At 72.1% G+C, this 23,100-nt stretch carries 18 protein-coding genes; 10 read left to right on the forward strand and 8 right to left on the reverse strand.

Annotated elements, in window-relative coordinates:
* The first annotated feature begins 76 nt into the window (after nucleotides 1–76).
* From EDD28_RS06155 to EDD28_RS06190, 8 genes are all read left to right on the forward strand, one after another.
* Nucleotides 77–595, forward strand: a complete 519-nt coding sequence (locus EDD28_RS06155; protein WP_123738805.1) for an NUDIX hydrolase — start codon at nucleotides 77–79, stop codon at nucleotides 593–595.
* On the forward strand, nucleotides 592–2,832 hold the full coding sequence (locus tag EDD28_RS17280) for a DUF6049 family protein (RefSeq protein WP_170169369.1): 2,241 nt from the start codon (nucleotides 592–594) through the stop codon (nucleotides 2,830–2,832). The genes EDD28_RS06155 and EDD28_RS17280 overlap by 4 nt, the downstream gene beginning before the upstream one ends.
* Nucleotides 2,829–6,824: a lipid II flippase MurJ gene (locus tag EDD28_RS06165; RefSeq protein ID WP_123738806.1), complete on the forward strand. Its 3,996-nt coding sequence runs from the start codon at nucleotides 2,829–2,831 to the stop codon at nucleotides 6,822–6,824. Before EDD28_RS17280 ends, EDD28_RS06165 begins: the two co-directional genes overlap by 4 nt.
* Before the next feature lie 64 nt (nucleotides 6,825–6,888).
* On the forward strand, nucleotides 6,889–7,893 hold the full coding sequence (trxB, locus tag EDD28_RS06170; protein ID WP_123738807.1) for a thioredoxin-disulfide reductase: 1,005 nt from the start codon (nucleotides 6,889–6,891) through the stop codon (nucleotides 7,891–7,893).
* A 182-nt stretch (nucleotides 7,894–8,075) separates the two neighbouring features.
* Nucleotides 8,076–8,405 (forward strand): thioredoxin family protein, encoded by a 330-nt coding sequence (locus tag EDD28_RS06175; protein WP_123738808.1) that lies wholly within the window; start codon nucleotides 8,076–8,078, stop codon nucleotides 8,403–8,405.
* Nucleotides 8,406–8,505: 100 nt separating this feature from the next.
* On the forward strand, nucleotides 8,506–9,864 hold the full coding sequence (locus EDD28_RS06180) for an aminotransferase-like domain-containing protein (RefSeq protein WP_245967941.1): 1,359 nt from the start codon (nucleotides 8,506–8,508) through the stop codon (nucleotides 9,862–9,864).
* A gap of 46 nt (nucleotides 9,865–9,910) precedes the next feature.
* On the forward strand, nucleotides 9,911–10,885 hold the full coding sequence (locus EDD28_RS06185) for a D-alanine--D-alanine ligase family protein (RefSeq protein WP_170169370.1): 975 nt from the start codon (nucleotides 9,911–9,913) through the stop codon (nucleotides 10,883–10,885).
* A gap of 44 nt (nucleotides 10,886–10,929) precedes the next feature.
* Nucleotides 10,930–11,223: a hypothetical protein gene (locus EDD28_RS06190; RefSeq protein ID WP_170169371.1), complete on the forward strand. Its 294-nt coding sequence runs from the start codon at nucleotides 10,930–10,932 to the stop codon at nucleotides 11,221–11,223.
* Between the two features lie 201 nt (nucleotides 11,224–11,424).
* On the opposite strand, the gene EDD28_RS06195 is transcribed toward EDD28_RS06190, so the two are convergent.
* The 8 genes from EDD28_RS06195 to rpmH all read right to left on the reverse strand — a co-directional run bounded on the left by EDD28_RS06195 (nucleotide 11,425) and on the right by rpmH (nucleotide 19,413).
* Nucleotides 11,425–12,507 carry a ParB/RepB/Spo0J family partition protein gene (locus EDD28_RS06195; RefSeq protein ID WP_123738810.1) on the reverse strand — a complete coding sequence of 361 codons (1,083 nt, stop codon included), beginning with the start codon at nucleotides 12,505–12,507 and terminating at the stop codon, nucleotides 11,425–11,427.
* The gene (locus EDD28_RS06200; RefSeq protein ID WP_281272546.1) at nucleotides 12,504–13,481 is read right to left on the reverse strand and encodes a ParA family protein; all 978 of its coding nucleotides are present in this window, start codon (nucleotides 13,479–13,481) and stop codon (nucleotides 12,504–12,506) included. The genes EDD28_RS06195 and EDD28_RS06200 overlap by 4 nt, the downstream gene beginning before the upstream one ends.
* Before the next feature lie 2,151 nt (nucleotides 13,482–15,632).
* Complete coding sequence (rsmG, locus tag EDD28_RS06205; RefSeq protein WP_245967942.1) at nucleotides 15,633–16,376, reverse strand: 16S rRNA (guanine(527)-N(7))-methyltransferase RsmG; 744 nt, start codon at nucleotides 16,374–16,376, stop codon at nucleotides 15,633–15,635.
* 123 nt (nucleotides 16,377–16,499) lie between these two features.
* Nucleotides 16,500–17,072, reverse strand: coding sequence for a Jag family protein (locus tag EDD28_RS06210; RefSeq protein ID WP_123738812.1), 573 nt, complete (start codon nucleotides 17,070–17,072; stop codon nucleotides 16,500–16,502).
* Between the two features lie 48 nt (nucleotides 17,073–17,120).
* Nucleotides 17,121–18,365 (reverse strand): membrane protein insertase YidC, encoded by a 1,245-nt coding sequence (gene yidC, locus EDD28_RS06215; protein ID WP_123738813.1) that lies wholly within the window; start codon nucleotides 18,363–18,365, stop codon nucleotides 17,121–17,123.
* A 105-nt stretch (nucleotides 18,366–18,470) separates the two neighbouring features.
* Nucleotides 18,471–18,842, reverse strand: coding sequence for a membrane protein insertion efficiency factor YidD (gene yidD, locus EDD28_RS06220; RefSeq protein WP_123738814.1), 372 nt, complete (start codon nucleotides 18,840–18,842; stop codon nucleotides 18,471–18,473).
* On the reverse strand, nucleotides 18,839–19,261 hold the full coding sequence (gene rnpA / locus EDD28_RS06225) for a ribonuclease P protein component (RefSeq protein ID WP_123738815.1): 423 nt from the start codon (nucleotides 19,259–19,261) through the stop codon (nucleotides 18,839–18,841). Before rnpA ends, yidD begins: the two co-directional genes overlap by 4 nt.
* A gap of 14 nt (nucleotides 19,262–19,275) precedes the next feature.
* Nucleotides 19,276–19,413 carry a 50S ribosomal protein L34 gene (rpmH, locus tag EDD28_RS06230; RefSeq protein WP_199224450.1) on the reverse strand — a complete coding sequence of 46 codons (138 nt, stop codon included), beginning with the start codon at nucleotides 19,411–19,413 and terminating at the stop codon, nucleotides 19,276–19,278.
* A gap of 466 nt (nucleotides 19,414–19,879) precedes the next feature.
* Here rpmH and dnaA point away from each other — a divergent pair, with 466 nt between their 5' ends.
* Nucleotides 19,880–21,427, forward strand: a complete 1,548-nt coding sequence (dnaA, locus tag EDD28_RS06235) for a chromosomal replication initiator protein DnaA (protein ID WP_123738817.1) — start codon at nucleotides 19,880–19,882, stop codon at nucleotides 21,425–21,427.
* 520 nt (nucleotides 21,428–21,947) lie between these two features.
* A complete protein-coding gene (gene dnaN, locus EDD28_RS06240) occupies nucleotides 21,948–23,078 on the forward strand; it encodes a DNA polymerase III subunit beta (RefSeq protein WP_123738818.1) in 1,131 nt (376 codons plus the stop codon).
* The last annotated feature ends 22 nt before the right edge of the window (nucleotides 23,079–23,100 follow it).

A 23,100-nucleotide genomic window follows, 5' to 3' on the forward strand; every position in this document is an offset into this window, starting at 1 on the left:
CGGGCCCCGCGACGAGTCCAGCGCCGTCAACGCGGCGCGTACCGGCGGGCGAACCCCCCTCGCCTATGGTGGTCCCATGTCCCGTCCGACCCCGCGGCGTCGCTTCCCGGCACGCCCGGCGCCCCCTCCGGAGCGCCCCGCGCGGTCGATGCTGCCCGTCGTCGACGAGACCTCCGCCGGCGGCCTCGTCGTCGACGTCGTGGACGGGATCGCGCTGTGCGCGGTCATCGCCCGGCGCAACCGCGCCGGCCGCCTCGAGTGGTGCCTGCCCAAGGGACACCTCGAGTACGGCGAGACGCCGGAGCAGGCGGCGGTGCGCGAGGTCGCGGAGGAGACGGGCATCCACAGCCAGGTGATCCGGCACCTCGCCACCATCGACTACTGGTTCGCCGGCCACGACCGCCGCGTCCACAAGGTCGTCCACCACTACCTGCTCGCCGCGGTCGGGGGTGAGCTCACCATCGAGAACGATCCGGACCACGAGGCCGAGGACGTGGCGTGGATCCCGCTCGACGTCCTGCCCGGCCGCCTGGCCTACCCCAACGAGCGCCGCGTCGTCGCCATGGCCCGGGACGTGCTCGTCGGGCCCTCGTGAACGGTCGCCGCGCGGGGCTCGTCGTCGCGATCGCCGGCCTCCTCATCGGACTGACGACGACGCAGGTCGCCGCAGCCGGATCCGCGTCCCCGTCGACCACCGCGACGACGGGGTCGCCGTCCGCGTCCCCGACGCCGTCGTCGTCCGCCTCCGCGTCGTCCCCGGCGACCCCCAGCACCGCCCCGGAGCTCGAGGTCGTCATCGCCGACCAGTCGCCCGCGATCGTGCTGCCGACGGACACCCTCCGGCTGACCCTCCACGTCACCAACCGCACGGGGGCCGAGATCGTCGACCCGCGTGTCACGATCGGCGTCCAGCAGGAGGTCCCCCGCACGCGCGCCGCGCTGCTGCGCTGGTTCGACGCCGACGCGCCGCCGCGGGCGCGCACCGAGTGGCGCTCGAACGTCACCGCGACGCTCGCGCCGGGCGCGACGACGACCCTCGTCCTCGAGATCCCGATGTCCGACCTCGACTTCCCCGTCCGGTTCGACAACTGGGGGGCACGCGGGCTGGAGGTCGCGGTGAGCAGCGGCGGCGTCAGCGGCCTCGCGCGCACCACCGGCGTCTTCTACCCCGACGACTTCACGGCGACCCCGCTCGAGCTCGCGGCCGTCGTCCCCGCGACCCCGGACGCGACCGAGCTGGCCGGCGTGCTGGACGACGCCGTCGGGGTGGTCGCCGAGCGGGCCCCGACGCCGGAGGAGCTGGCACCCGCGAGCGCCGTCGAGCGGGCGACCGAGCTCCTCGGCACGGGCGCCGACGTCGCCCTCGACCCCCTGCTCGCGCGCGTGCTGCCGCCGGCGGACGCCACGGCGGCCGGCACGGTGCTCGCCCTGCCCTGGGCCGACGCGGACCTCGCGGTCCTGCCGCTCGCCGGCGACGCCGGTCGATCGCTGCTGGAGCAGGCCCTCGGACGCACGACGGCCGACTTCGCCGCCGCGCCGCTCGCCGCGACGACCGTGCTCGCCTGGCCCGCCGGCCCGAACGTCACACCCGAGGCCCTGGCGGCGATCGACGCGACGGGCTCGGGGATCGGATCGGCCGGCGTCCTGCTCGAGGGCGCCCCGCGGGAGATGGACGGCCTGCTCGAGCCGGCGACGTCCGCGCGCGTCGACGTCCTCGTCCCGGACCGCTCCGACGACGAGCCCCGCGGCCGGGCACCGGACACCGCCGACGGCACCGTCGTCCCGGCCATCGTCGGCGACGACACGCTCGGCGACCTCCTCCTCGGCGACCTCGCCGGCGCCGGCGTCTCGGGCGCGCTGGTCGACGGCGTCGCGCCCCGCGTGCTCGCCCGCCAGCTCACGCTCGGCTACACGGCGGTCGTCGCGCGCGAGCAGTCCGAGCCCGTCGACCTGCTCGCCGTCGTCTCGCGCGCGGAGGCGACGCGGCTCGACCACGACGCCCTCACGGCCCTCACCCAGCACCTCGCGGCGCTCGGCTCCGCGCCGTGGGTGACGCTCACCGACGTGCCCGCCCTGCTCGCGCAGCCGGCGACCGCGACCGTCGACGCCGCGAGCCTCGTGACGTCCGGCGTGCTCTCCGACGACGACCCCGTCTCGCACCGCCGCGAGGACGTCCTCGCGGCGGCCGACGCGCTGGCGGCCGAGGCGGCGTCGCTCGCGAGCGCCTTCCCCGACGGGACCGGGTTGGAGGGGCTCGGCCCCGTGCTCACGCTCACCGGCTCCACGGCCTGGCGGCTGGCCGGTCAGGACGGCTCGGCCGTGACGGAGGCCGTGGCCGGCGAGCTCGCCTCCGTCGCGAACGCCGTGACCGTCACCGTGCCGAGCGGGGTCAACCTCGCCGCGAACGACGGCGCCATCCCCGTCACCGTGACCAACGCCCTCGCGGTGCCCGTGACGGCCCGGATCGAGGTCCGGCCGGAGCAGCTCCTGCTGCGCGTCGACCCGATCGAGGACGTCCAGCTCGAGCCCGGCATGTCCCAGTCGGTGCGCATCCCCGTCGAGGCGATCGCGAACGGCAGCACGCGGGTGGACGTCACCGTCAGCAGCCCGGGCGGCGCGGTGCTCGGCTCCGCCGCCGCGTTCGACGTCCAGGTGCGCGCCGAGTGGGAGGGCGCCTTCGTCGGGACGGCGGCGGCGGCGCTCGGGATCCTGCTCGTCGTCGGGCTCGTCCGCGCCGTGCGGCGCGGGCGGCGCAACGCCGACGGCGTGGCCCCGGACGCGCCCGACCCGGCCGATCCCGAGCTGGCCCCGGAGCTGGAGGGAACCCCGTGAGCTCACCCACCGGACCCACGCCCGACGCCTCGGCGCCGACAGCATCGGCGTCGGCGACGTCGAACCCGGCCACGCCCGCGAGACGCGGCCTCGGCGGCGCCGTCGCCGTCATGTTCTCCGGGACGCTCGTCTCGCGCCTGCTCGGCTTCGTCCGGGCCGCCGTCATCGGCGTCGCGCTCGGCGTCGCGGGTGGCGCGACCGACTCGTTCGCGCTCGCGAACAACCTGCCCAACACGATCTACATGCTCATCGCCGGCGGCGTCATCAACGCCGTGCTCGTGCCGCAGCTCGTCCGCGCGGCGAAGGAGAAGGACGGCGGACGCGACTACACCAACCGCCTGCTCACCGTCGGCGGCTCGGGCCTGCTCGCGATCACGGTGGTCCTCACGGTCGCGGCGCCGCTGCTCATCCTCATGTACGGGAGCCGGCTCGGCGCCGGCTGGCTGCCGATCGCCTACGCCTTCGCGTACTGGTGCATCCCCCAGGTGTTCTTCTACGGGCTGTACACGCTGCTCGGGCAGGTGCTCAACGCGAAGAACGTGTTCGGTCCGTACATGTGGGCGCCGGTCCTCAACAACGTCGTCGCGCTCGCCGGCCTGTTCGTCTACCTGCGGATCTTCGGCGCGATGCCGACGCCGATCCTCAGCCCGGCGGACTTCGGCCGCGACCGGATCCTCCTGCTCGGGGTCACGGCCACGCTCGGCGTCGCCCTCCAGGCGCTCATCCTGCTCGTCCCGCTGTGGCGCTCGGGCTTCCGCTACCGCCCGGCGTGGGGGCTCAAGGGGCTGCGCAGCGCCGGGACGATGGGTGGCTGGACCTTCGGGGCCCTGCTCGTCGGCCAGGTCGGCGTGCTCGCCATCACGAACGTCGCGGCGGCCGCGAGCGCCCAGTCCGACCTGGACAAGATCCCGTATGCGGGCGTCTACGCCTACGGGCTGGCGTTCACGATCTTCATGCTGCCGCAGTCGCTCGTCGTGGTCTCCCTGGTCACGGCCATGTTCACCCGACTGTCCGAGCACGCCGCGAGCCGCGACCGCGCCGCCGTGCGCGCGACCATGTCGCTCTCGGTGCGCTCCGTCGGCGTCTTCACGGTGCTCGCGACGACGGCGCTGCTCGCGCTCGCCTACCCCGTCGCCGAGATCGTCACCCTCGGCCACCAGAAGCCGGCCGCGGTCGACCAGATCGCCGGCCTCGTCATGGCGCTGGCGCTCGGCATTCCCGGTCTCGCGCTGTGGAGCGTCGTCCAGCGGGTCTACTTCGCCTACCAGGACGCGCGGACGCCGTTCTGGATCCAGGTGCCGATGGCGGCGATCGTCGTGGTCGGCGCGCTCGTGGCCCGGTTCGGCACCCGCCCGAACGGCTGGGTGTTCGGGGCCTGCCTCGCGATGGCCGCGTCGTACACGATCGGCGGTTTGGTCGGGTACCTCGGGCTGCGCCGCCGGCTCGTCCATCTCGACGGCAGCCGCGTCTTCAGCACCTACTTCCGGCTCGGGGTCGCGGCCGTCCCCGCCCTCCTCGTCGGGTTCATCGTCACGACGCTGCTGCGCGGCTTCCTGCCCGGCGGTCTGCTCATGGCGCTGGTGGAGACCGTCGTCGGAGGCGGTCTCGTTGCCGCGGTCTACCTCGGCCTCGCGCACTGGCTCAAGGTCAACGAGATCACCGTTGCGACCAACCGTCTTCGCGGGATCCTCACACGTCTCCTGCGACCCGTGACGGGTCGGCTGCGTACGATGGAGGCTGGTCGCGGGGGCGCGGCGCAGAACCTGACGGGAGAGACCTGGGTGCTCGATGACACCGTGACCAGCGGCATGCTGCTGGCCGACAGGTTCCTCGTCGAGGACCCCCTGCCCAGCTCGATGTCCGGCGTGCGCGCCTGGCGCGGCCGCGACACCATCCTCGAGCGCGACGTCGACATCCTGTCCGTCGGCGGCCCCCTCGGCGAGGACATCCTCGACGGCGCGCGCCGCACGGCTCTCGTCTCCGACCCGCGCATCCCGCGGGTGCTGCGCGTCGGCGAGCACGCGGGCGCCGGGTACGTCGTGCTCGAGCCCGCCCCGACCACGACGCTCGCCGACGTCCTCGCGGCCGGCGAGCTGAGCGAGCCCGTCGCCCGCTCGATCGTCGGCGAGGTCGCGAGCGCGCTCGAGGCGGCTCGCCGCCGCGGCGTCCACCACCTCGCGCTCGCCCCCGAGTTCATCGCGCTGGCCGACGACGGCGGCATCCGCGTCACCGGCGTCGGCATCGCGGCTGCGGCGTCCGGCACGTCGATGTCCTCCTCCGCCGCGAGCCAGGCCGACGCGGACGCCGTCGTCGCGCTCTACCCGCTCATGTCCGGCGAGCCCGTGCCACCCGAGGCCGAGCGCGACCTGCGCACGTCGTCGAACGTCGTCGTGGCGTTCGCCCCGTGGCACGCGGTCCCCCCGCTCGAGCACGTGCTCGACCACCTCACCTCCGACACGCGGACCCCCGTCCCGCCCGCGCCGGGCGCGCTGCGCGTCACCCCGGACCCGGCGCTGCTCGCGCCGATCGAGCGGACGGCCGGGGACGCCACCGGTGCCGCGGCGGATCACGACGCGGACGACGACGGGGTGACCGCGGACGGGGTGACCGACGAGGACGCGGCGCAGGACCGGTTCGACACCGACGACGAGGCGGCCGAGCACGACGAGGCGGCCGGGGCCGACGAGCTGGCCGAGGACGAGCTGGCCGAGGACCGGGCGATCGAGGCCGAGCTCGTCGAGGCAGCCGCCCTGACGGGTGGCGAGGCCGTCGCGTCGACCGACCTCGCGCTGCCGCCCGTGAGCCTGCCCGACGAGGCCGAGGCCGGTGCGAGCGCGACGACCGGCGGAACTGGCGACGAGGCCGAGGCCGGGGCCGACGACGCGGGGACCACCTCCGCGACGTCCCTCGCCGGGGCGGTCGCCGGGGTGCGCGGGTTCCTGCGCCGGCTCGACGCGATCGTCCCCGCGGAGCAGGTCTCCCCGCCGGTCGAGCTCGAGGGACCACCGGCGCCCGTCCGCGACTCCTCGTCGTGGCGCCTGCCCGTCCCGGAGTCGTTCGAGGAGGCGCCGGACTTCGGCGTCGTCGTCGACCCGGAGCAGCACGGCCCGTACACCGAGGCCGACGACCCGAGCGTGTCGGCCAGCCCGCCCGACGGCGCGGGTCTCGCCCGTCACCGGTCCGAGGCCGGCATCGCGGCCCTGGCCGCGTGGTGGGCCGGCCGCCGCGAGCTGTTCGACGCCGCCCGCGAGGCGCGTCGGGTCGAGGCGGCCGAGCAGGCGGAACGGCGTCGGATCGCCGACGCCGAGCGCGCGGCCGCCCAGGCCGAGCTGGCCGAGGCCCGGCTCGCCGAGGCGGAGGCCGCGCGAGCCGAGCGCGAGGCGGCCGAGGCGGAGGCCGCGGCGCTGGCGGCCCAGGAGCCCTACCCGGGCGAGCCGGAGTACCTCGACGAGTCGGACGGCTACGACCTGGAGGCCTACGACGCGGAGCCGGAGCCGCGCGCCTCGGCGTCACCGACGTGGGCGCCGACGGGCACCCGCCCCGTCCCGGCGCGAGCGACCGCCGCGCGTCCCGCCGGCCCGGCGCGTCCCGCGCGGCCGCAGACCGGCCGCGACGCCGAGGCGTACGAGGTCCCGACGGGCCGGACGCGGACCTGGGGCACCATCAACGCGACGCCGATCGTCCTCGTCCTCGTGCTGGCCGGCGTCCTGTACGTCGCCTACCTCGCGATCAACTCGCTCCTCGCGCCGCTGCGCGGGGACGACGACCCGGCGTCGACCCCGTCGTCGACGCCGACTCCCGCGACCACCGAGACGGGCGACGGCTCCGGCGACACCGGCGACGGCACGGGTGACGGCGCCGGCGACGGCACCGAGGGAGAGCAGCCCGCCGAGGGCGAGCAGCCGGCGGACGCCGCGGCGCTGCCCGGTCCGGCGGACGTCGCCGGCCTCCTGGCCGACCCGCTCGGTGGCCCGGGAATGTTCCCGGTCTGACCCTCGTTCTCGCCACTAGACCACTTCGACAGGTCCCCGACCTTCCCTCACCCAGGAGAGCCCCATGGCAGAGCCAACCGTCCAGGACGTCGTCATCGTCGGTTCGGGACCCTCGGGCTACACCGCCGCGATCTACGCGGCGCGCGCCGGGCTCGCCCCCGTCGTGTTCGCTGGCTCGATCACGGCCGGCGGCGCGCTCATGAACACCACCGAGGTCGAGAACTTCCCGGGCTTCCCGACGGGCGTCATGGGCCCCGACCTCATGGAGCACATGGCGGAGCAGGCCGGCCGGTTCGGTGCCGACATCCGGTACGAGGACGTCGAGAGCGTCGAGCTGCACGGCCCCGTCAAGACGATCACGACGGCCGAGGGCGAGACCGTCCAGGCGCGCTCCGTCATCCTGGCCACCGGCTCCGCGTACAAGGAGCTCGGGCTGCCCGACGAGAAGCGCCTGTCGGGCCGCGGGGTCTCGTGGTGCGCCACGTGCGACGGGTTCTTCTTCCGCGACCAGGACATCGTCGTGGTCGGCGGCGGCGACTCGGCCATGGAGGAGGCGACCTTCCTCACCCGGTTCGCGCGCTCGGTCACCGTCGTGCACCGCCGCGGCGAGCTGCGCGCGTCGAAGATCATGGTCGACCGCGCGACCGCCGACCCGAAGATCTCCTTCGCCTGGTACAGCGAGGTCGCCGCGATCCACGGCGAGGACAAGGTCACCGGCGTCACGCTGCGGGACGTCCGGACCGGCGAGGAGCGCGAGCTGCCGGCGACGGGGCTGTTCGTCGCGATCGGCCACCTGCCGCGCACCGAGCTCCTCAAGGGCCAGATCGACCTCGACGACGCCGGCTACGTCATCGTCGAGCACCCCACGACGGCGACGAACCTGCCGGGCGTGTTCGCGGCCGGCGACGTCGTTGACCACCTGTACCGCCAGGCCATCACGGCCGCCGGCACGGGCTGCGCCGCCGCGCTGGACGCCGAGCGGTACCTCGCGGCGCTCGACGACGCCGCGACCCAGGGTCACCCGGAGGCCGCCGCCGAGGAGGTCCGCGAGGTCGAGGCCGTCCTGTAGCCCCGCGTGCGACCCCCTCGCGCGGCGATCACGCAGCTTCCGCCCGGCCTCCGTCGAGGCCGGGCGGCACGCCGAGCCGAGCCGCCCGGACCGTCGTCCCCACCCGAGAGGCGTAGTCTTGCCCGGCGTGGGACTCCTAGCCGAGCCGGAGCTTCCCAGGAACGCGACCTACGGAGCCGGATGTGAGCACGATCTGTGACGTGACGGACGAGTCCTTCGAGGAGGAGGTCCTCCGCGCGGAGGGCATCGTCCTCGTCGACGTCTGGGCACCCTTTGCACGCCAGTGCCGCGGCGTCGACACGATCGTGGCCGAGCTGGCCGCGGAGCTCGGGGACGCCGTCAAGGTGGTCCGGGTGAACGCCGAGGACGCCCCGGGCATCGCCGACGACCTCGAGATCACCTCGGTCCCGACCCTCCTCATCGTGCGCGACGGCGAGATCGTCGCCGAGATGATCGGGCCGCGTCCCAAGGCCGACATCCGCGCCGCCCTGCTGGCCCACGCCGCCGCCTGAGATCGACGACCCCGGCGGCACCGCGCCGTCGCCGTCGTCGATCTCCGTCCCGGACCCCCGCGTCCGAACCCTCCATCCGACCACCCACCGGGAGCCTTCCGTGAGCACCGAGCACCCCACACCCACCGAGACCGAGTCGACCGGCACGGGTGCGGCTGCTGCCGGCACGCGCCTCGACCCCTGGTTCGGGTCGTACTCGGCCCGCACGCGCGGGATGAAGGCCTCGGAGATCCGTGCGCTGTTCGCGGTCGCGAACCGGCCCGAGGTGGTCTCGCTCGCCGGGGGGATGCCCAACATCGCCGACCTCCCGATGGCGGACTACGCCGATGCCGTGGCCGACCTGCTGCGCGAGCGCGGGACGCGCGCCCTCCAGTACGGGTCCGGGCAGGGTGAGCCGGAGCTGCGCGACCAGATCACGCAGGTGATGGCGATGGAGGGGATCAACGCGCACCCGGACGACGTCGTCGTGACGACCGGCTCGCAGCAGGCGCTCGACCTCGTCTCGCGGATCTTCCTCGACCCCGGCGACATCGTCGTGGCCGAGGCGCCCTCCTACGTCGGCGCGCTCGGCGTCTTCCGCGCCTACGAGGCCGAGGTCGTGCACGTGGCGATGGACGAGCACGGTCTCGTGCCCGAGGAGCTCGACCGCGTGCTGACGTCGCTCGCCGAGCAGGGGCGCCGGGCGAAGTTCCTCTACACGGTGCCCAACTTCCACAACCCGGGCGGCGTCACGCTGACGCTGGAGCGGCGTCCGCGGATCATCGAGATCGCGCGACGCCACGGCGTCCTCATCCTCGAGGACAACCCGTACGGGCTGCTCGGCTTCGACGGCGAGCCGCTGCCGGCGATGGCCTCGATGGCCCCCGACGACGTCGTGTACCTCGGGTCGTTCTCGAAGACGTTCGCGCCGGGGTACCGGATCGGCTGGGCGCTCGCGCCGCACGCGGTGCGGGAGAAGCTCGTGCTCGCGTCGGAGTCGGCGATCCTGTGCCCGTCGAACGCGGCGCAGCTCGCGATCTCGACGTACCTGTCCCAGTTCGACTGGCAGGCGCAGGTCAAGGAGTACCGGCGGATGTACGCCGAGCGGCGCGACGCGATGATCGGCGCGCTCACGGAGTACCTGCCGTCGTGCACCTGGACCGTGCCGGACGGCGGGTTCTACGTCTGGGTGAGGCTTCCCGAGGGGCTCGACGCCCGCGAGATGCTGCCCCGCGCGGTGACGGCGCTCGTGGCCTACGTGCCCGGGACCGCGTTCTACGCCGACGGGTCGGGGTCGGAGTACCTGCGCCTGTCGTACTGCTACCCGACGCCATCGCGGATCGTCGAGGGCGTCCGGCGGCTCGCCGGCGTCGTCAACGCCGAGGCCGAGCTGGTCGGGCTGTTCGGGACGGGACGACCGAGCGGTGGTAGCGCCGACGTGGGCGCGCGCGCCGAGGGTCCCGGACCGGCCACGGTCTGAGCCGGTTACCGTCCGACATGACGATCGTCGCTCAAGGAGAGCTGCTGTGAACGCCCCTATCGCCGAGGCTCGCCCCTCGCTCGACGTCCTCGTCCTGGCCGGCGGCCTCTCGCACGAGCGGGACGTGTCGCTGCGCTCCGGAGCCCGCGTCGCCGACGCGCTGCGGGACGCCGGGGTCGGCGCGCACGTGCACGACGTCGACAGCGAGCTGCTCACCGTCATCGACGAGCTTCGGCCCGACGTGGTCTGGCCGCTGCTGCACGGCTCCACGGGCGAGGACGGCTCGATCCGCGACCTGCTGGAGCTGCTCGGCGTGCCCGCCGTCGGGACCACGTCCGCGGGCGCGCGCATCACGTGGAGCAAGCCGACGTCGAAGACGATCCTCGGCCGGGCCGGGGTCGCGACGCCCGCATCGGCGACGCTGCCGCAGGCCGTCTTCCGCGAGGTGGGCGCCCGCGCGGTGCTGGAGCGTGTCGTGGCGCGGCTCGGGCTCCCGCTCGTGGTCAAGCCGGCGAAGGGCGGGTCGGCGCTCGGCGTCACCGTCGTGCAGTCGGCCGACGCGCTGCCCCAGGCGATGGTGTCGTGCTTCTCCTACGGCGAGGTCGCGCTCATCGAGCAGGCCGTGACCGGCGTCGAGCTGGCCGTGTCCGTCGTCGACCTCGGGGACGGGCCGCGGGCGCTGCCGCCCGTCGAGATCGTCGTCGACGACGGCGCCTACGACTACGACGCGCGCTACAACACCGGCCGGACGGAGTTCTTCGTGCCGGCGCGCGTGTCGGCCGAGGTGACGGAGGCGGCGCAGGCGGTGGCCGTGACGGCGCACCGGGTGCTCGGGCTGCGCGACCTGTCGCGGACGGACCTCATCGTCGACGCCGATGGCACGTGCTGGTACCTCGAGACGGACTCGGTGCCCGGGATGACGGAGACGTCGCTGTTCCCGCTGGCGGCCGAGGCCGCGGGCTGGGACCTGCCGGAGCTGTACCGGACGCTGGCGGAGCACGCGGCGGCCCGCGAGTCGTAGGCGGGCTGTGGCGGGTCGTGGTGGGTCGTGGGCGAGGTCCTCTGGTGCTGATCGTCGCGCGAGGCCGCTGGACGTACGACGGTGTCCGGGAGCTCCCCGTCGACATCGTCGGCCTGGATCACGACTTCTGGTTCGAGCTGGATCGCGCCGACGGCGTGGCCGGGCCGGACGACCGTCCGCGGCAGCCTGACGCCCCGGGCCTTCTCTACTACGTCCGCTTCCGCCACGCGGGCGAGACGTCGACCCCGACCTGGCCGGACTCCGCCGGCTACCCGACCGTCGAGGAGGCCCGGCGCGCGGCGGAGAGCCGCGTGCCGGGCGCGATCGTCTGGGCGTAGCTCGCGCCCTGTCCGGCGCGAGCCGGGTCGCGCGGACGGCTGAGAGCTGAGCCGAGGTCGCCCGGACCCGGGCGGCCGACGTCCGAGCGTCGGCTGCCCGACCGCCGGCCGCCTCACCGTCCGTCCTGCCCGCGCGCCGACCGACCTGCCGTCCGACCGCGAGCTGGGTCCGGGTCCGCTGACCCGGACCCGGTCCTCGCTCTAGGATTCGGCGGCGTGCTCCCCGGGAGCCAGGGCGTCGAGGATGCGGTCGAGGTCCTCGAGGTTGGCGAAGTCGATCTGGATCCGGCCCTTGCGCTGGCCGAGCGCCACCTTGACCTGGGTGTCCCAGCGGTCGGAGAGTCGACGTCCGAGGTCCTGCATCGCGGCGTCGTTCTCGCCGGTGCGGCGGCGTCGGCGGAGCTCCGGTCGGAGAGGCTCGTCATCACCCAGGGCGACGATCTCCTCGGTGGCCCGGACCGAGAGGCCCTCGGCAACGATCCGCTGGGCGAGTCGCTCCATCGAGGCCTGGTCGCTGAGACCGAGCAGGGCCCGGGCGTGCCCGGCGGAGAGCACGCCGGCCGCGACCCGCCGCTGCACGCCGGCGGGTAGGCGGAGCAGCCGCAGGGTGTTGGAGATCTGCGGCCGAGAGCGGGCGATGCGGGCGGCCAGCTCCTCGTGCGTGCAGCCGAAGTCGTCGAGGAGCTGCTGGTATGCGGAGGCCTCCTCCAGCGGGTTGAGCTGGGCTCGGTGCAGGTTCTCGAGGAGCGCGTCACGCAGGAGGTCCGTGTCGGCTGTCTCCCGGATGATCGCTGGCACGGTGGCCTGGCCGGCGAGCTGAGATGCGCGCCAGCGTCGCTCGCCCATGACGATCTCGTACGTCTCGCCCACGGGTCGAACGACGATCGGCTGGAGCACGCCGACCTCGCGGATCGAGGCGGCCAGCTCGGCGAGGTCGTCCTCGTCGAAGACGGTCCGCGGCTGGTTCGGGTTCGGGACGACGGTATCGAGCGGGACCTCCTCGTACCGCGCCGGAACAGCGACCAGGTCCGTACTGGCGTTCCCGTCACGGCTGTTGACCTGGGAAGACGCACCCCCGTCGTGGGGGTCCAGGTGCTCGCGATGAGTGTCGGCGAGCCGACCGTCCTCGGTGTCGACGGCCTCGCGGAGCTCCGCGGCCGGCCGCTCGTCCGCCACGGTGTCGCCCTCGGGGAAGAACACGTCGACGGGACGGCTGGCACCAGGCGTCTGCGGGATGAGGGCGGCAAGCCCCTTGCCCAGCCCGGTCCGTCGCTTCTCGCTCACTGCTGCTCTCCCTCGTTCGACGTGGTTGCCGCTCCCCGCTTGGCGATCTCTCGTGCGGCCTCGGCGTACGCGAGGGCCCCGGAGGACGCGGGGTCGTACTCGATGACGGTCTGGCCGTAGCTGGGTGCCTCGGAGATGCGGATCGACCGCGGAATGACCGTTCGGAGCGTCTGCTCCGGGAAGTGGTCCCGGACTTCCTGGGCGACCTCTCGCGCCAGGTTGGTGCGGGTGTCGCTCATGGTGAGCAGGATCGTCGACACCGCGAGGCGGGGGTTGAGGTGCGCCTGGATCAGCTCGATGTTCTTGAGGAGCTGGCTCAGACCTTCAAGTGCGTAGTACTCGCACTGGATCGGGATGAGGACCTCGCCGGCAGCGGTGAAGGCATTGACGGTGAGAAGGCCGAGGCTCGGCGGGCAGTCGATCAGGACGTAGTCCAGACGCGGAAGACCCTGCTGGCCCCGATGGACCAGGTAGTCGCGCAGCGCGTGCCGAAGTCGTGTTTCACGTGAATCAATCGACACGAGCTCGATCTCGGCGCCCGACAGATCGATCGTGGCCGGCGCGCAGATCAGCTTCGGATCGAACGCGGAGGGCTGAACGACCTCGGCGAACGTGGAGGCTCCGATCAAGACGTCGTACGTCGAGGGAGCACCAGCACCGTGCTCGACGCCAAGGGCCGTGGACGCGTTGCCCTGCGGATCGTTGTCGATCACGAGCACGTGAAGCCCGCCTCGAGCCATCGCGGCGGCGATGTTGACTGCCGTCGTGGTCTTCCCGACGCCACCCTTCTGGTTGGCCACCGTCAGGACGCGGGTCTGCAACGGCCGATCGAATGCTGCGTTCGCAAGCGTGATGGTTCGCTTGGTGTCGAGCGCTAGCTGTGCCGCAAGGGGAGTATCCGCGCCGAAGTCGGGCACTGCTCCGAGCTGTGCGGCCTTGCGTTCCTCGTCGGAGAGGGAGTCAGAGATCGGCACGAAGAGTCCTCCAGAGTGTCGTGCCAAGCCTACGTTGTCGCTCCGACACTTCGGGCGCGCCAACGCCCGTTTCACGTGAAACAGTGGATAGCGCGACATCTCGGCGCACTGTGGATAGCAGCCGCGCGCTCGCGCCGCAGTTCGCCGTACGTCGTCGCTGGTCGCTGGTCGCTGGTCGCCGGCTCACGGCTCACGGCTCACGGCTCACGGCTCACGGCTCACGATCAGACGCTTCCACCATGCCGCGCGTCGGCTTCTCTCTGCCGGCCTTCGCCACGTCGGCTCGCTCTTGACTCGGAGCCGACCGCCGCAGCCTCGCGGCCTCTCGCACGAAGTTGCCAGCGCGGCCGTGGCCACACCTGCCTCCGGTCCAGAGACCCCCGACCTGCGCGACCTCGGGCCGCTCCACCGACCACCCTGCTCTGCCGTGGCGGGGTGTTTCACGTGAAACACCCGAACTTCTCGGTCTCTCGCCGGCTCCTTGCGTTCAGCGAAGCGCGTGCGGCCAGGTCTCGCCCCGCGCTCCGGACGGTCCCTTCGCGGTCTCGTATGGTCCACGGGCCCCCGCCAGGGCGACTGCGCCAAGACGTAGGCACGTCTAGGACCCGTGGCACCGTTCGATACCTGCCCAAAGCTGAGCATGTGGATCGGAGACGTTGGAGACCAGCTCGGGAGAGCTCTCGTCGCCGCAGATGACACGCACGGAACGTTGGCCTTCTCCCAGCACGCCAGCACGCCAGCTCGCCCTCCGGTCGTATCCGGCGCACTTGCTGTTTCACGTGAAACAGCGACGGAGCCACGGCTAGGTACCGGCCGACGCTTCGCGTAGTCGAGAGGCTGGACCGACGCAGGCCTTCATGCCGACTGCTCGTCCGAATCGTGCCGACGGCTCGGGCTCGACGGCGCGGGGCCAGAGCCTCCCTTACGCACTTGCTTCGGGCACTGCGCCACGTGTGCGCCCTAGCAAGCGGACGTCGACGATTGTCACGCGACGACTTGGCCGGCTCTCGGCTCGTGACGACAACGCGTGATGACGACGCTTCGTCTGCGGTCGCTCGCGCTCGTGAATCGTCCGACGAAGCGGCGGGGATGCCTACGAGTCTGGCTCTCCCGGCCGATCCAGTCGCGATGGCCACGATCTCCGATGACCGCCGTACCGACGCTGCGGCTGCCCGCAGACTCCCCTGACGACGGGACGGGACATGGAGTGTGGCCGATCGGCCACCGCGGGTCGGGGTCGAGTGTTTCACGTGAAACACATGGGCTCCGCTGAACTGACCGAGTCGGCGCGAGATCGCGCTGGACGGGACTAGAGCTCCAACGTCGACCCGACCTCGAGTATCCGAGGATCGGAATGTCGAACGTGGACACCCAGATCGAACAGAGCCGTCCTTGGGGTGTCTCCACCGCATGTCAGCCCGATGGACCAGTATCCGGCAGGCATGACCGCTCGTAGCCGCAGGCAGCGGGGAAGCGAGTAGGGCGGAGGGGCGGCCAATCGTAGTCCAGCCCTCCGAGCCACCTCAGCTCCTCCGCGCAGCTCGAGCCCGAGTCCGCCGCGAGCCGCCGCAGGTCAACGTCGACCTGCGCATGGAACTGATCTGTAGCGGTTGCGCGCCGACGCGGGGGGAGGGCCGTTCTGTTTCACGTGAAACGCTCTTGGCAACGCCGGTGAGCCATGCGCTCTGACTTGGCCGTTGCTCAACGTCGAGGACGCGCTGCGAGGCGCGTCTGGCGTCCACAACTGCCGCCGTAAGGAGGCGCCCATGGGCGCGGAGGTTCCGTCCTCGTTCGGCGGTCCTCAAGGAAAGGGCGGCAGGAGCGAACGATTGAGGCTCGTCGGCTCCTCAACCCAGGCTTCATCGGCGCCCAGAAACGCAAAGTCCATGGGCGCGAACACCTCGCGCTGAACGCGAGAGGGCCACACGCCAGCCCTTGTGGTCTCGACCCGCCGGCGCGTCAGGGCGAACTAGAGTCGCACCGGCCTACTGTTTCACGTGAAACCTAGACGCGTCCGAAGCCGGCCCCGTCAGGACCAACCGGCAAACGGCGGCCGATGACAAGTCGAGACACACCCCGTCACAAAGTGATTTTGAGAACGAAGTTGCCTATTTGGACACTTCAAGAACAACTTGACCCGCGTGAGCGATGTCAACCCTTCTTGTGAACCTCGACCACGCGGGTCAGATCGCCGTCGCCCAGCACGTCGACCTCGTGCACCTCGACAGAACCGGCCTTGAGCTTCCGAAGCACGGCCGACGCCGCATCCACCTCCTCGGCCGCACGCTGGCCCTTCATCGCCAGCAGCGCGCCGCCCGGCTCGACCAGCGGCCAGGTCCAGCGGAGGAGCTTGTCGAGCGCGGCCACGGCCCGCGCCGTCACCGCGACGTACTGCTGCGAGCCGTGCAGCTCCTGAGCCTGACGCTGATACACCTCGACGTTGTCGAGGCCCAGTGCGTCGACGACCTCACGCAGCCACGCGCACCGCCGCTCCATCGGCTCGATCAGGTGGAAACCAAGCCCGGGCCGCATGCTCGCGAGCACGATCCCCGGCAGGCCGGCACCCGAGCCCACGTCCGCGACGAGCCCCGTCGCGGGCAGGTACCTCGCAACCGCCGCCGAGTTCACGATGTGTCGCGTCCACAGCCGAGGCAGCTCCCGCGGCCCGATGAGCCCGCGCTCCTCGCCGTGCGCCACCAGCAGCTCGCCGAACCGGACGCACTGCGGGAAGCCGACCCCGAGGGCCTCCCGGCTCCGCTCGACGTCCGTGACGAACGACGGCAGCCCATCGGTCAACCCATCGGTCAGGACGACCGACGGGTCCACACCGACGAGCGACTCGGCGTCCGTCGACCCAACGCCCGTCGACTCGGCGTCCGTCGACCCAACGCCCACTGACCCCGAGCCGACCGTCACCTCACCAGACGCCGACTCGACGAGCTCACCCGGCTCTCCGGAACCTCCGGAGCCAGCAGCACCCGCTTCGGGTCCCGCCTCCGGCACGCTCTCGGACACGGCTCAGTCCTGCGCGGGCCGCACCACGACCCGGCGGTTCGGCTCCACGCCCTCGGAGTCGCTCACGAGCCCGGCGTCCGCGACGGCGTCGTGAACGACCTTGCGCTGGTACGGGTTCATCGGCGCAAGCGCCACGGACTCCCCGGTCGAGCGCACGCGCGCGACCGTCTCGTTCGCCAGGGCGACGAGCTCACGGCGCTGGGTCGCGCGGAACCCGCCGACGTCGAGCATCAGCCGGCTCCGCTCACCCGTCCGCGCCTGCACGGCAAGCCGCGTCAGCTCCTGCAGCGCGTCGAGCACCTCGCCATCCCGGCCGACCAGGCCCTGGAGTGCGCGCGGCGACTCATCGTCGGAGACGATCTCCACCGCGGCACGGCCGTGTTCGACACCGAGCTCGATGTCGCCGTCCAGATCCGCGATGTCGAGGAGCTCCTCCAGGTAGTCCGCCGCGATCTCGCCCTCCTCCTCGAGCCGCGTCGGCTTGTCGGAGGTGCTCTCGGCGGACTGCTCGGACGGCGTCGCTGCCGCCTCGTCGCTCGTCACGTCGAGTGTCTCGTCCTTGTTCTCGTCACTCATGGCTATCCCGTCTCGATCAGGTCTCTGCTGGGGGAACGGTCTGGCGCCTCAGCCCTTGGGGCCGCGGGACTTCTTCGAACGCTTCGAGCTGGAGCCGGGACGCGTGCCCGAGCCACCGGACGAGCCACCAGTCGGCGGTGCGTCCTGGACCTCATCGACGACCTCGACCACGTCGACCTCGTCGTGCGGAAGGTCCGTGACGTCTCCGGCTTCGGAGCCAGACGCACGCGCTGCGGTGTCCTCGAGGCCTCCCGGCGTCGCCTTGGGCAGCCCCTTCTTCTTCGCGCGCTTCTTGCTGGTTGGCTGCTGACGCTGCCCGCCGGCCACCGAGTCCTCGAGCGTCGACGTCGCATCACCGGTGGTGATCGTCTCGACGCCGGCGTCCTCCATCGACGTGCCCGGCAGGATCCCGCCCCGCGCGGCTCGGCGCGCGGCCTTGCGCTCCATCCGCTCGTTGTACTTCTTCTCGGCCTCGGACCCCGGCGCTGGCATGTTCCGGATGACGTAGAACTGCTGCCCCATCGACCACAGGTTCGTCGTGGTCCAGTAGATGAGCACACCGATCGGGAAGTTCACGCCGGAGAACGCGAAGATCAGCGGGAAGATGTACATCATCATCTTCTGCTGGCGCGCCATCGGGTTGTCGAGCGCCGCCGCCGGCATGTTCTTCATCGTGAGCTGGCGCTGCGTCGTGAAGGTGGTGAGCGACATCGCCACGATGAGGATCGCCGTCACGATCCGGACGGTCAGCAGGCTCACGTCCTCCGGAAGCACGTCCGGCGACATGAGGAACCACGACGACAGCGGAGCCCCGAAGAGCTGCGACTTCTCCGCCTCGGCGGCGAGGTCGGAGTTGAGCGGCCCGATCGCTGGAACCTCGCCGCTCGCGATCTGCGGCAGCCGGTAGAGCACCCGGAACAGCGCAAAGAAGATCGGCGACTGCGCGAGGATCGGCAAGCACGAGGCGAACGGGTTCGTGCCGTTCTCCCGGTAGATCGCCATCATCTCCTGCTGCTGCGCCTGGCGCGAGGCAGGGTCCGTCTTGCCCTTGTACTTCTTCTGCAGGGCCTGGAGCTGCGGCTGGACGATCTGCAGACCGCGCGAGGCCTTGATCTGCTTGACGAACAGCGGGATGAGGATGACACGGATGACCACCACGAGCGCGATGATCGAGAGGATCCACGACCATCCGTCGGGACGCATCCCGAGCCACACGAAGAAGTTGTGCGCGAGGACCATGATCCACGCAACCACCCACATGATGGGGGCGAGAATCGGATCGAACCAGTCCATCGGTGTCACGGCTCCTTGTCGGTGGCATTCCGGGCGCCAGGCCCGGATCGAGGGTACGGGGTCGCGGTCTCGGCGCTCGAATCGACGCGTGCCCGCGGGTGGTGGTCAGTGGCGCGTGCGTCCTGCGCGCGCCGCCTCCTCCTTGATGAACGACGACGCGGCCGCTCGCGTCTCAGCCTTCTCCTGCGGACTGCGATGGTCGACGACGCCGTCCCAGCTCGCCCAGCGCTCCCCGCGGAACGGAACGTGGTCGACGCCGCCCCGCGCGAACGGGTTGCAGCGCAGCAGTCGGTAGGCCGCCAGGACGGTGCCGGTCGCGGCACCCCGCTCGCGCAGGGCGTCGACAGCGTAGTGCGAGCAGCTCGGGTAGAACCGGCAGCGGGGCGGGAACAGCGGCGAGATCGTGCGCTGGTAGCCGCGGACGAGACCGAGGAGCGCGGCGGCGGCGGGGCTCGGACGCCGCTCGTCGCCGGTCAACGGGAACCCCGGGGCCGTTGGCGTCCCGCGCGCGCGAGCGCGGAGTCGAGCGAGACCGCGAGCTCGGCCGAGCTGGCCCCGGCGCTCGGCGGGAGCGCTCGCACCACGAGCCGCGTGCCGTCGGGAAGCCGGTCTAGGCGGTCCCGGACCAGGTGCCGCAGACGACGCTTCACCCGGTTGCGCGTCACCGCCGTCCCAACCTGCTTGGAGACGGCAAAACCCACCAGTGGCGCTGCCACTGGTGGGTTCGCTGCTGCCGGGTCCGCCGCTCGAGGCGGCGGAGTCGCCATCGCCTCACCGTCCGAGCCGGGTGCTGGCGCCAGGTGAACCACGAGGTGGGGCGTGCCCGCTCGCCGTCCGTGACGCATCGCGATGCGGAAGTCGCTCGACTCCCGCATGCGGTGCGCAGCGCTCAGCACCGGCTCAGCGCCGCTCAGGCGGAGAGCTCAGTGCGGCCCTTGCGGCGACGCGCGGCGAGGATGGCGCGGCCGGCGCGGGTCCGCATGCGCAGACGGAAACCGTGCACCTTGGCACGACGCCGGTTGTTCGGCTGAAAGGTCCGCTTGGTCACGGTGACTCCCTGGTCGGTCATTCGATCTGCTCGTGGCACGTGCCGCCTCGATCGAGCCCGGCGACCGCACACGACGCAGGCCGTGTCGACGGCTGAGCGCGTGGGGCGTCCGGGCAGCGTCCAAGGACGCGTGGCGCGTGACCTGGAAACGGTACGCGCCCCCGCCGTCGGGGTCAAGTTCGGTGCTCGACGGCACCGACGTCCATCCGCGACGCAGGCCCGTGACAGACCGCGTCGGCCGCCACGAGAAGCCGGGTGAGCACGCCGTCGTCCGCCGTGCACCCACCCGCCGGACGACACCCGAGCCACCGCGGCACGTCGACCCGACGCGGCACACGACACGGGCCGAGGCGCGGCCGGATCCGGCCTCCCGAACGACAGGGGACGAAGGTCCTATACACACGATTGTCCACAGCCTGTGGGTGGCGGCGTGCACGGGACGTGACCGTCGGGCGAGAATGGAGCAATGACGGCCGACGACGCGACCGAGACCGACCTCCACGCGAGCTGGAGCGCGACCGCCGAGCAGCTCCGCTCGGTGCTCTCGCCCTCCCAGTTCGCCTTCGTGCGCCTCACGGTGCCGCTGGGTGTGCTCAACGACACGCTGCTCCTCGCCGTCCCGAGCGACTTCACGAAGGACTTCCTGGAGACGCGCGCCCGGGAGGAGATCCGCACGGCGCTAGCCGCCGCCTTCGGCCGGCCGATGGGCTTCGCCGTCACCGTCGACCCGACGCTGCAGGAGAACGACCCCGCCGTCGGCGTCGCCGTCGAGGACGTGCCGTCGGCTGACCTCCAGCCGGAGGAGGAGCCGCACGAGCCGCTCCACCGCCGGGCCGCCACCGAGCGGTACCGCATCGACGACACCCGCGGGTCGGGCGTGCGCGGGGACCGCGGCGACCGGCGGGGGTCCGGACGGGACGCGCGCGACCTGCGGGACCGCGACCGCGACCGGGACCGGGAGGAGGAGAACGGCCACGACTCGGCGCGGCTCAACCCCGCCTACACGTTCGACACCTTCGTCACGGGCGCGAGCAACCGGTTCGCGAACGCCGCGGCGTTCGCCGTCGCCGAGGCTCCGGCCAAGGCGTACAACCCGCTCTTCATCTACGGGGACTCGGGGCTGGGCAAGACCCACCTGCTCCACGCGATCGGCCACTACGCGCAGCGCCTCTACCCGGGCGTCCGGGTGCGCTACGTGAACTCGGAGGAGTTCACCAACGACTTCATCAACTCGATCCGCGACGACAAGGCCGAGTCGTTCCAGCGGCGCTACCGCAGCGTCGACGTTCTCCTCATCGACGACATCCAGTTCCTGCAGGGCAAGAAGGAGACGATGGAGGAGTTCTTCCACACCTTCAACGCCCTGCACAACGCGATGAAGCAGGTCGTCATCACGTCGGACGTCGCGCCCAAGTACCTCGACGGGTTCGCCGACCGGATGCGCAGCCGGTTCGAGTGGGGTCTCATCACGGACATCCAGCCGCCGGACCTCGAGACGCGCATCGCGATCCTGCGCAAGAAGGCCGGCCGCGAGCAGCTCTCCGCCCCCGACGACGTGCTGAGCTACATCGCGTCGCGGATCTCGACCAACATCCGTGAGCTCGAGGGTGCGCTCATCCGCGTCACGGCCTTCGCCAACCTCAACGGTCAGCCGGTCGACCTGTCGCTCGCCGAGATGGTCCTCAAGGACCTCATCACCGAGGGCGACGACCCCGAGATCACGCCGGCCGTCATCATGGCGCAGACCGCTGGCTACTTCGGCGTCACGCTCGAGGCGCTCTGCAGCGCGGACCGCACCCGCGTCCTCGTCAACGCCCGGCAGATCGCGATGTACCTGTGCCGCGAGCTCACCGACCTCTCCCTGCCCGCGATCGGGAAGGTGTTCGGCGGACGCGACCACACGACCGTCATGCACGCCGACCGCAAGATCCGCGAGCTCATGGCGAAGAACCGCTCGACCTTCACCCAGGTCACGGAGCTGACGAGCCGGATCCGCCAGCAGGGTCGAGCCTGAGTCGAGAAGTCTCAGGTAGACGTTGAGGATGTCCCCAGGTGTGGACAAGCCTGGGGACAAACGTGGACAACGTCACCCTCGCCGTGGACAGACGACAGGGTCGCCGTGGACTCCACGTCGTGTAATTCGCGACGATCCACGACCGCCCCGGCGTCGTCCCCGGTCGCTCCCCACCCATGATCCACACCCCGGCACGCCTCCCCACCTGCGACGACGTCGGCCATCCCCAGGATCCACACGCCCTATGACGACGACTAACCCTTGTCATTCGATGCTCTTGGGGACACCAACGCCGCCCCGACCCGGCTGTCTCGCCGTGTCCTCGACACCGGTGGACGACGCGACGACGACCTGCGGGGGACGAGTCGAACGACAATCCACATGGACGCCCGCCCCCGACCCGCGCGCGCCGCTCGGGCACTAGTGTGTGAGCCAGCTATCAGCTCCGGCAGGTCCAGGGCGGCGGCACCGCCGTGCGGACGCCGACCTGGAACCAGCCCGACGAAAGGTGTGTGGAGACGTGAAGTTCACCGTCGACCGCGACGTGCTCGCCGATGCCGTGACGTGGACCGCTCGGACGCTCCCGAACCGCCCGAGCATCCCCGTGCTCGCCGGCGTCCGGATCGAGGCGTCCGCCGAGGGCACGCTCGCGCTGTCGAGCTTCGACTACGAGACGTCCGCCGTCTCCCAGGTCGCGGCCGACGTCAGCGAGGCCGGGTCGCTGCTCGTCTCCGGCCGTCTCCTCGCCGAGATCTCCCGCTCGCTCCCGTCGAAGCCGGTCGAGGTCGTCGTCGAGGGCTCGCGCGCCGTGCTCACCTGTGGGTCCAGCCGGTTCACGCTCCTGACGATGCCCCTTGAGGACTACCCGGCCCTGCCGGCGATGCCCCCGGCGTCCGGCACGATCGACGCGCACGCGTTCGCCGAGGCCGTCGCCCAGGTGACGGTCGCCGCGAGCCGCGACGAGACCCTCCCGCTGCTCACCGGCGTCCGCGTCGAGGTCGACGGCGAGACCATCACGTTCCTTGCGACGGACCGCTACCGCCTCGCCGTCCGCGAGGTCACGTGGAACCCTGCGACGCCCGGCCTCCAGGCCACCGCCCTGGTCCGCGCCCGCACGCTGTCCGAGGTCGCGAAGTCGCTGACGAGCGCCGGCACGATCAGCGTCTCGCTGCCGACCGGTGCCGGCGCCGACATCGTGGGCTTCGAGGCCGGCGGCCGCCGCACCACGTCGCTGCTGGTGGACGGCGACTACCCGCCCGTCCGCCGGCTCTTCCCGGAGTCGACGACGACGCACGCCGTCGTCGCGACCTCGGCGCTCGTCGAGGCGGCGCGCCGCGTCTCGCTCGTCGCCGAGCGCAACACCCCGATCCGGCTCGAGTTCTCCGAGGGCCAGGTCGTGCTCGAGGCCGGCCAGGGCGAGGACGCGCAGGCGTCGGAGGCCATCGAGGCGCTGCTCGAGGGCGAGTCCGTGACCACCGCGTACAACCCGGGCTACCTCACCGACGCGCTCGGCGTGGTGGGCAAGGAGTTCACCCGCCTGTCGTTCACGCACGGCACGAAGCCGTCGGTCATCACGGGCCAGAGCTCGCTCGAGGCTCCCGAGGACGACGCGTTCCGCTACCTCATCCAGCCGATCCGGTTCGCGGGCTGAGGCCGTCCGTGGCCGGGTCCGT

This window comes from Salana multivorans (assembly GCF_003751805.1).
Lineage (GTDB): Bacteria > Actinomycetota > Actinomycetes > Actinomycetales > Beutenbergiaceae > Salana > Salana multivorans.

Excerpts from the sequence above, each read along its gene's own strand:
- EDD28_RS06210 (WP_123738812.1), bottom strand. The coding sequence starts at position 17,072 with ATGAGTGACGAGAACAAGGACGAGACACTCGACGTGACGAGCGACGAG.
- EDD28_RS06155 (WP_123738805.1), top strand. The coding sequence starts at position 77 with ATGTCCCGTCCGACCCCGCGGCGTCGCTTCCCGGCACGCCCGGCGCCC.
- trxB (WP_123738807.1), top strand. The coding sequence starts at position 6,889 with ATGGCAGAGCCAACCGTCCAGGACGTCGTCATCGTCGGTTCGGGACCC.
- dnaA (WP_123738817.1), top strand. The coding sequence starts at position 19,880 with ATGACGGCCGACGACGCGACCGAGACCGACCTCCACGCGAGCTGGAGC.
- yidC (WP_123738813.1), bottom strand. The coding sequence starts at position 18,365 with ATGGACTGGTTCGATCCGATTCTCGCCCCCATCATGTGGGTGGTTGCG.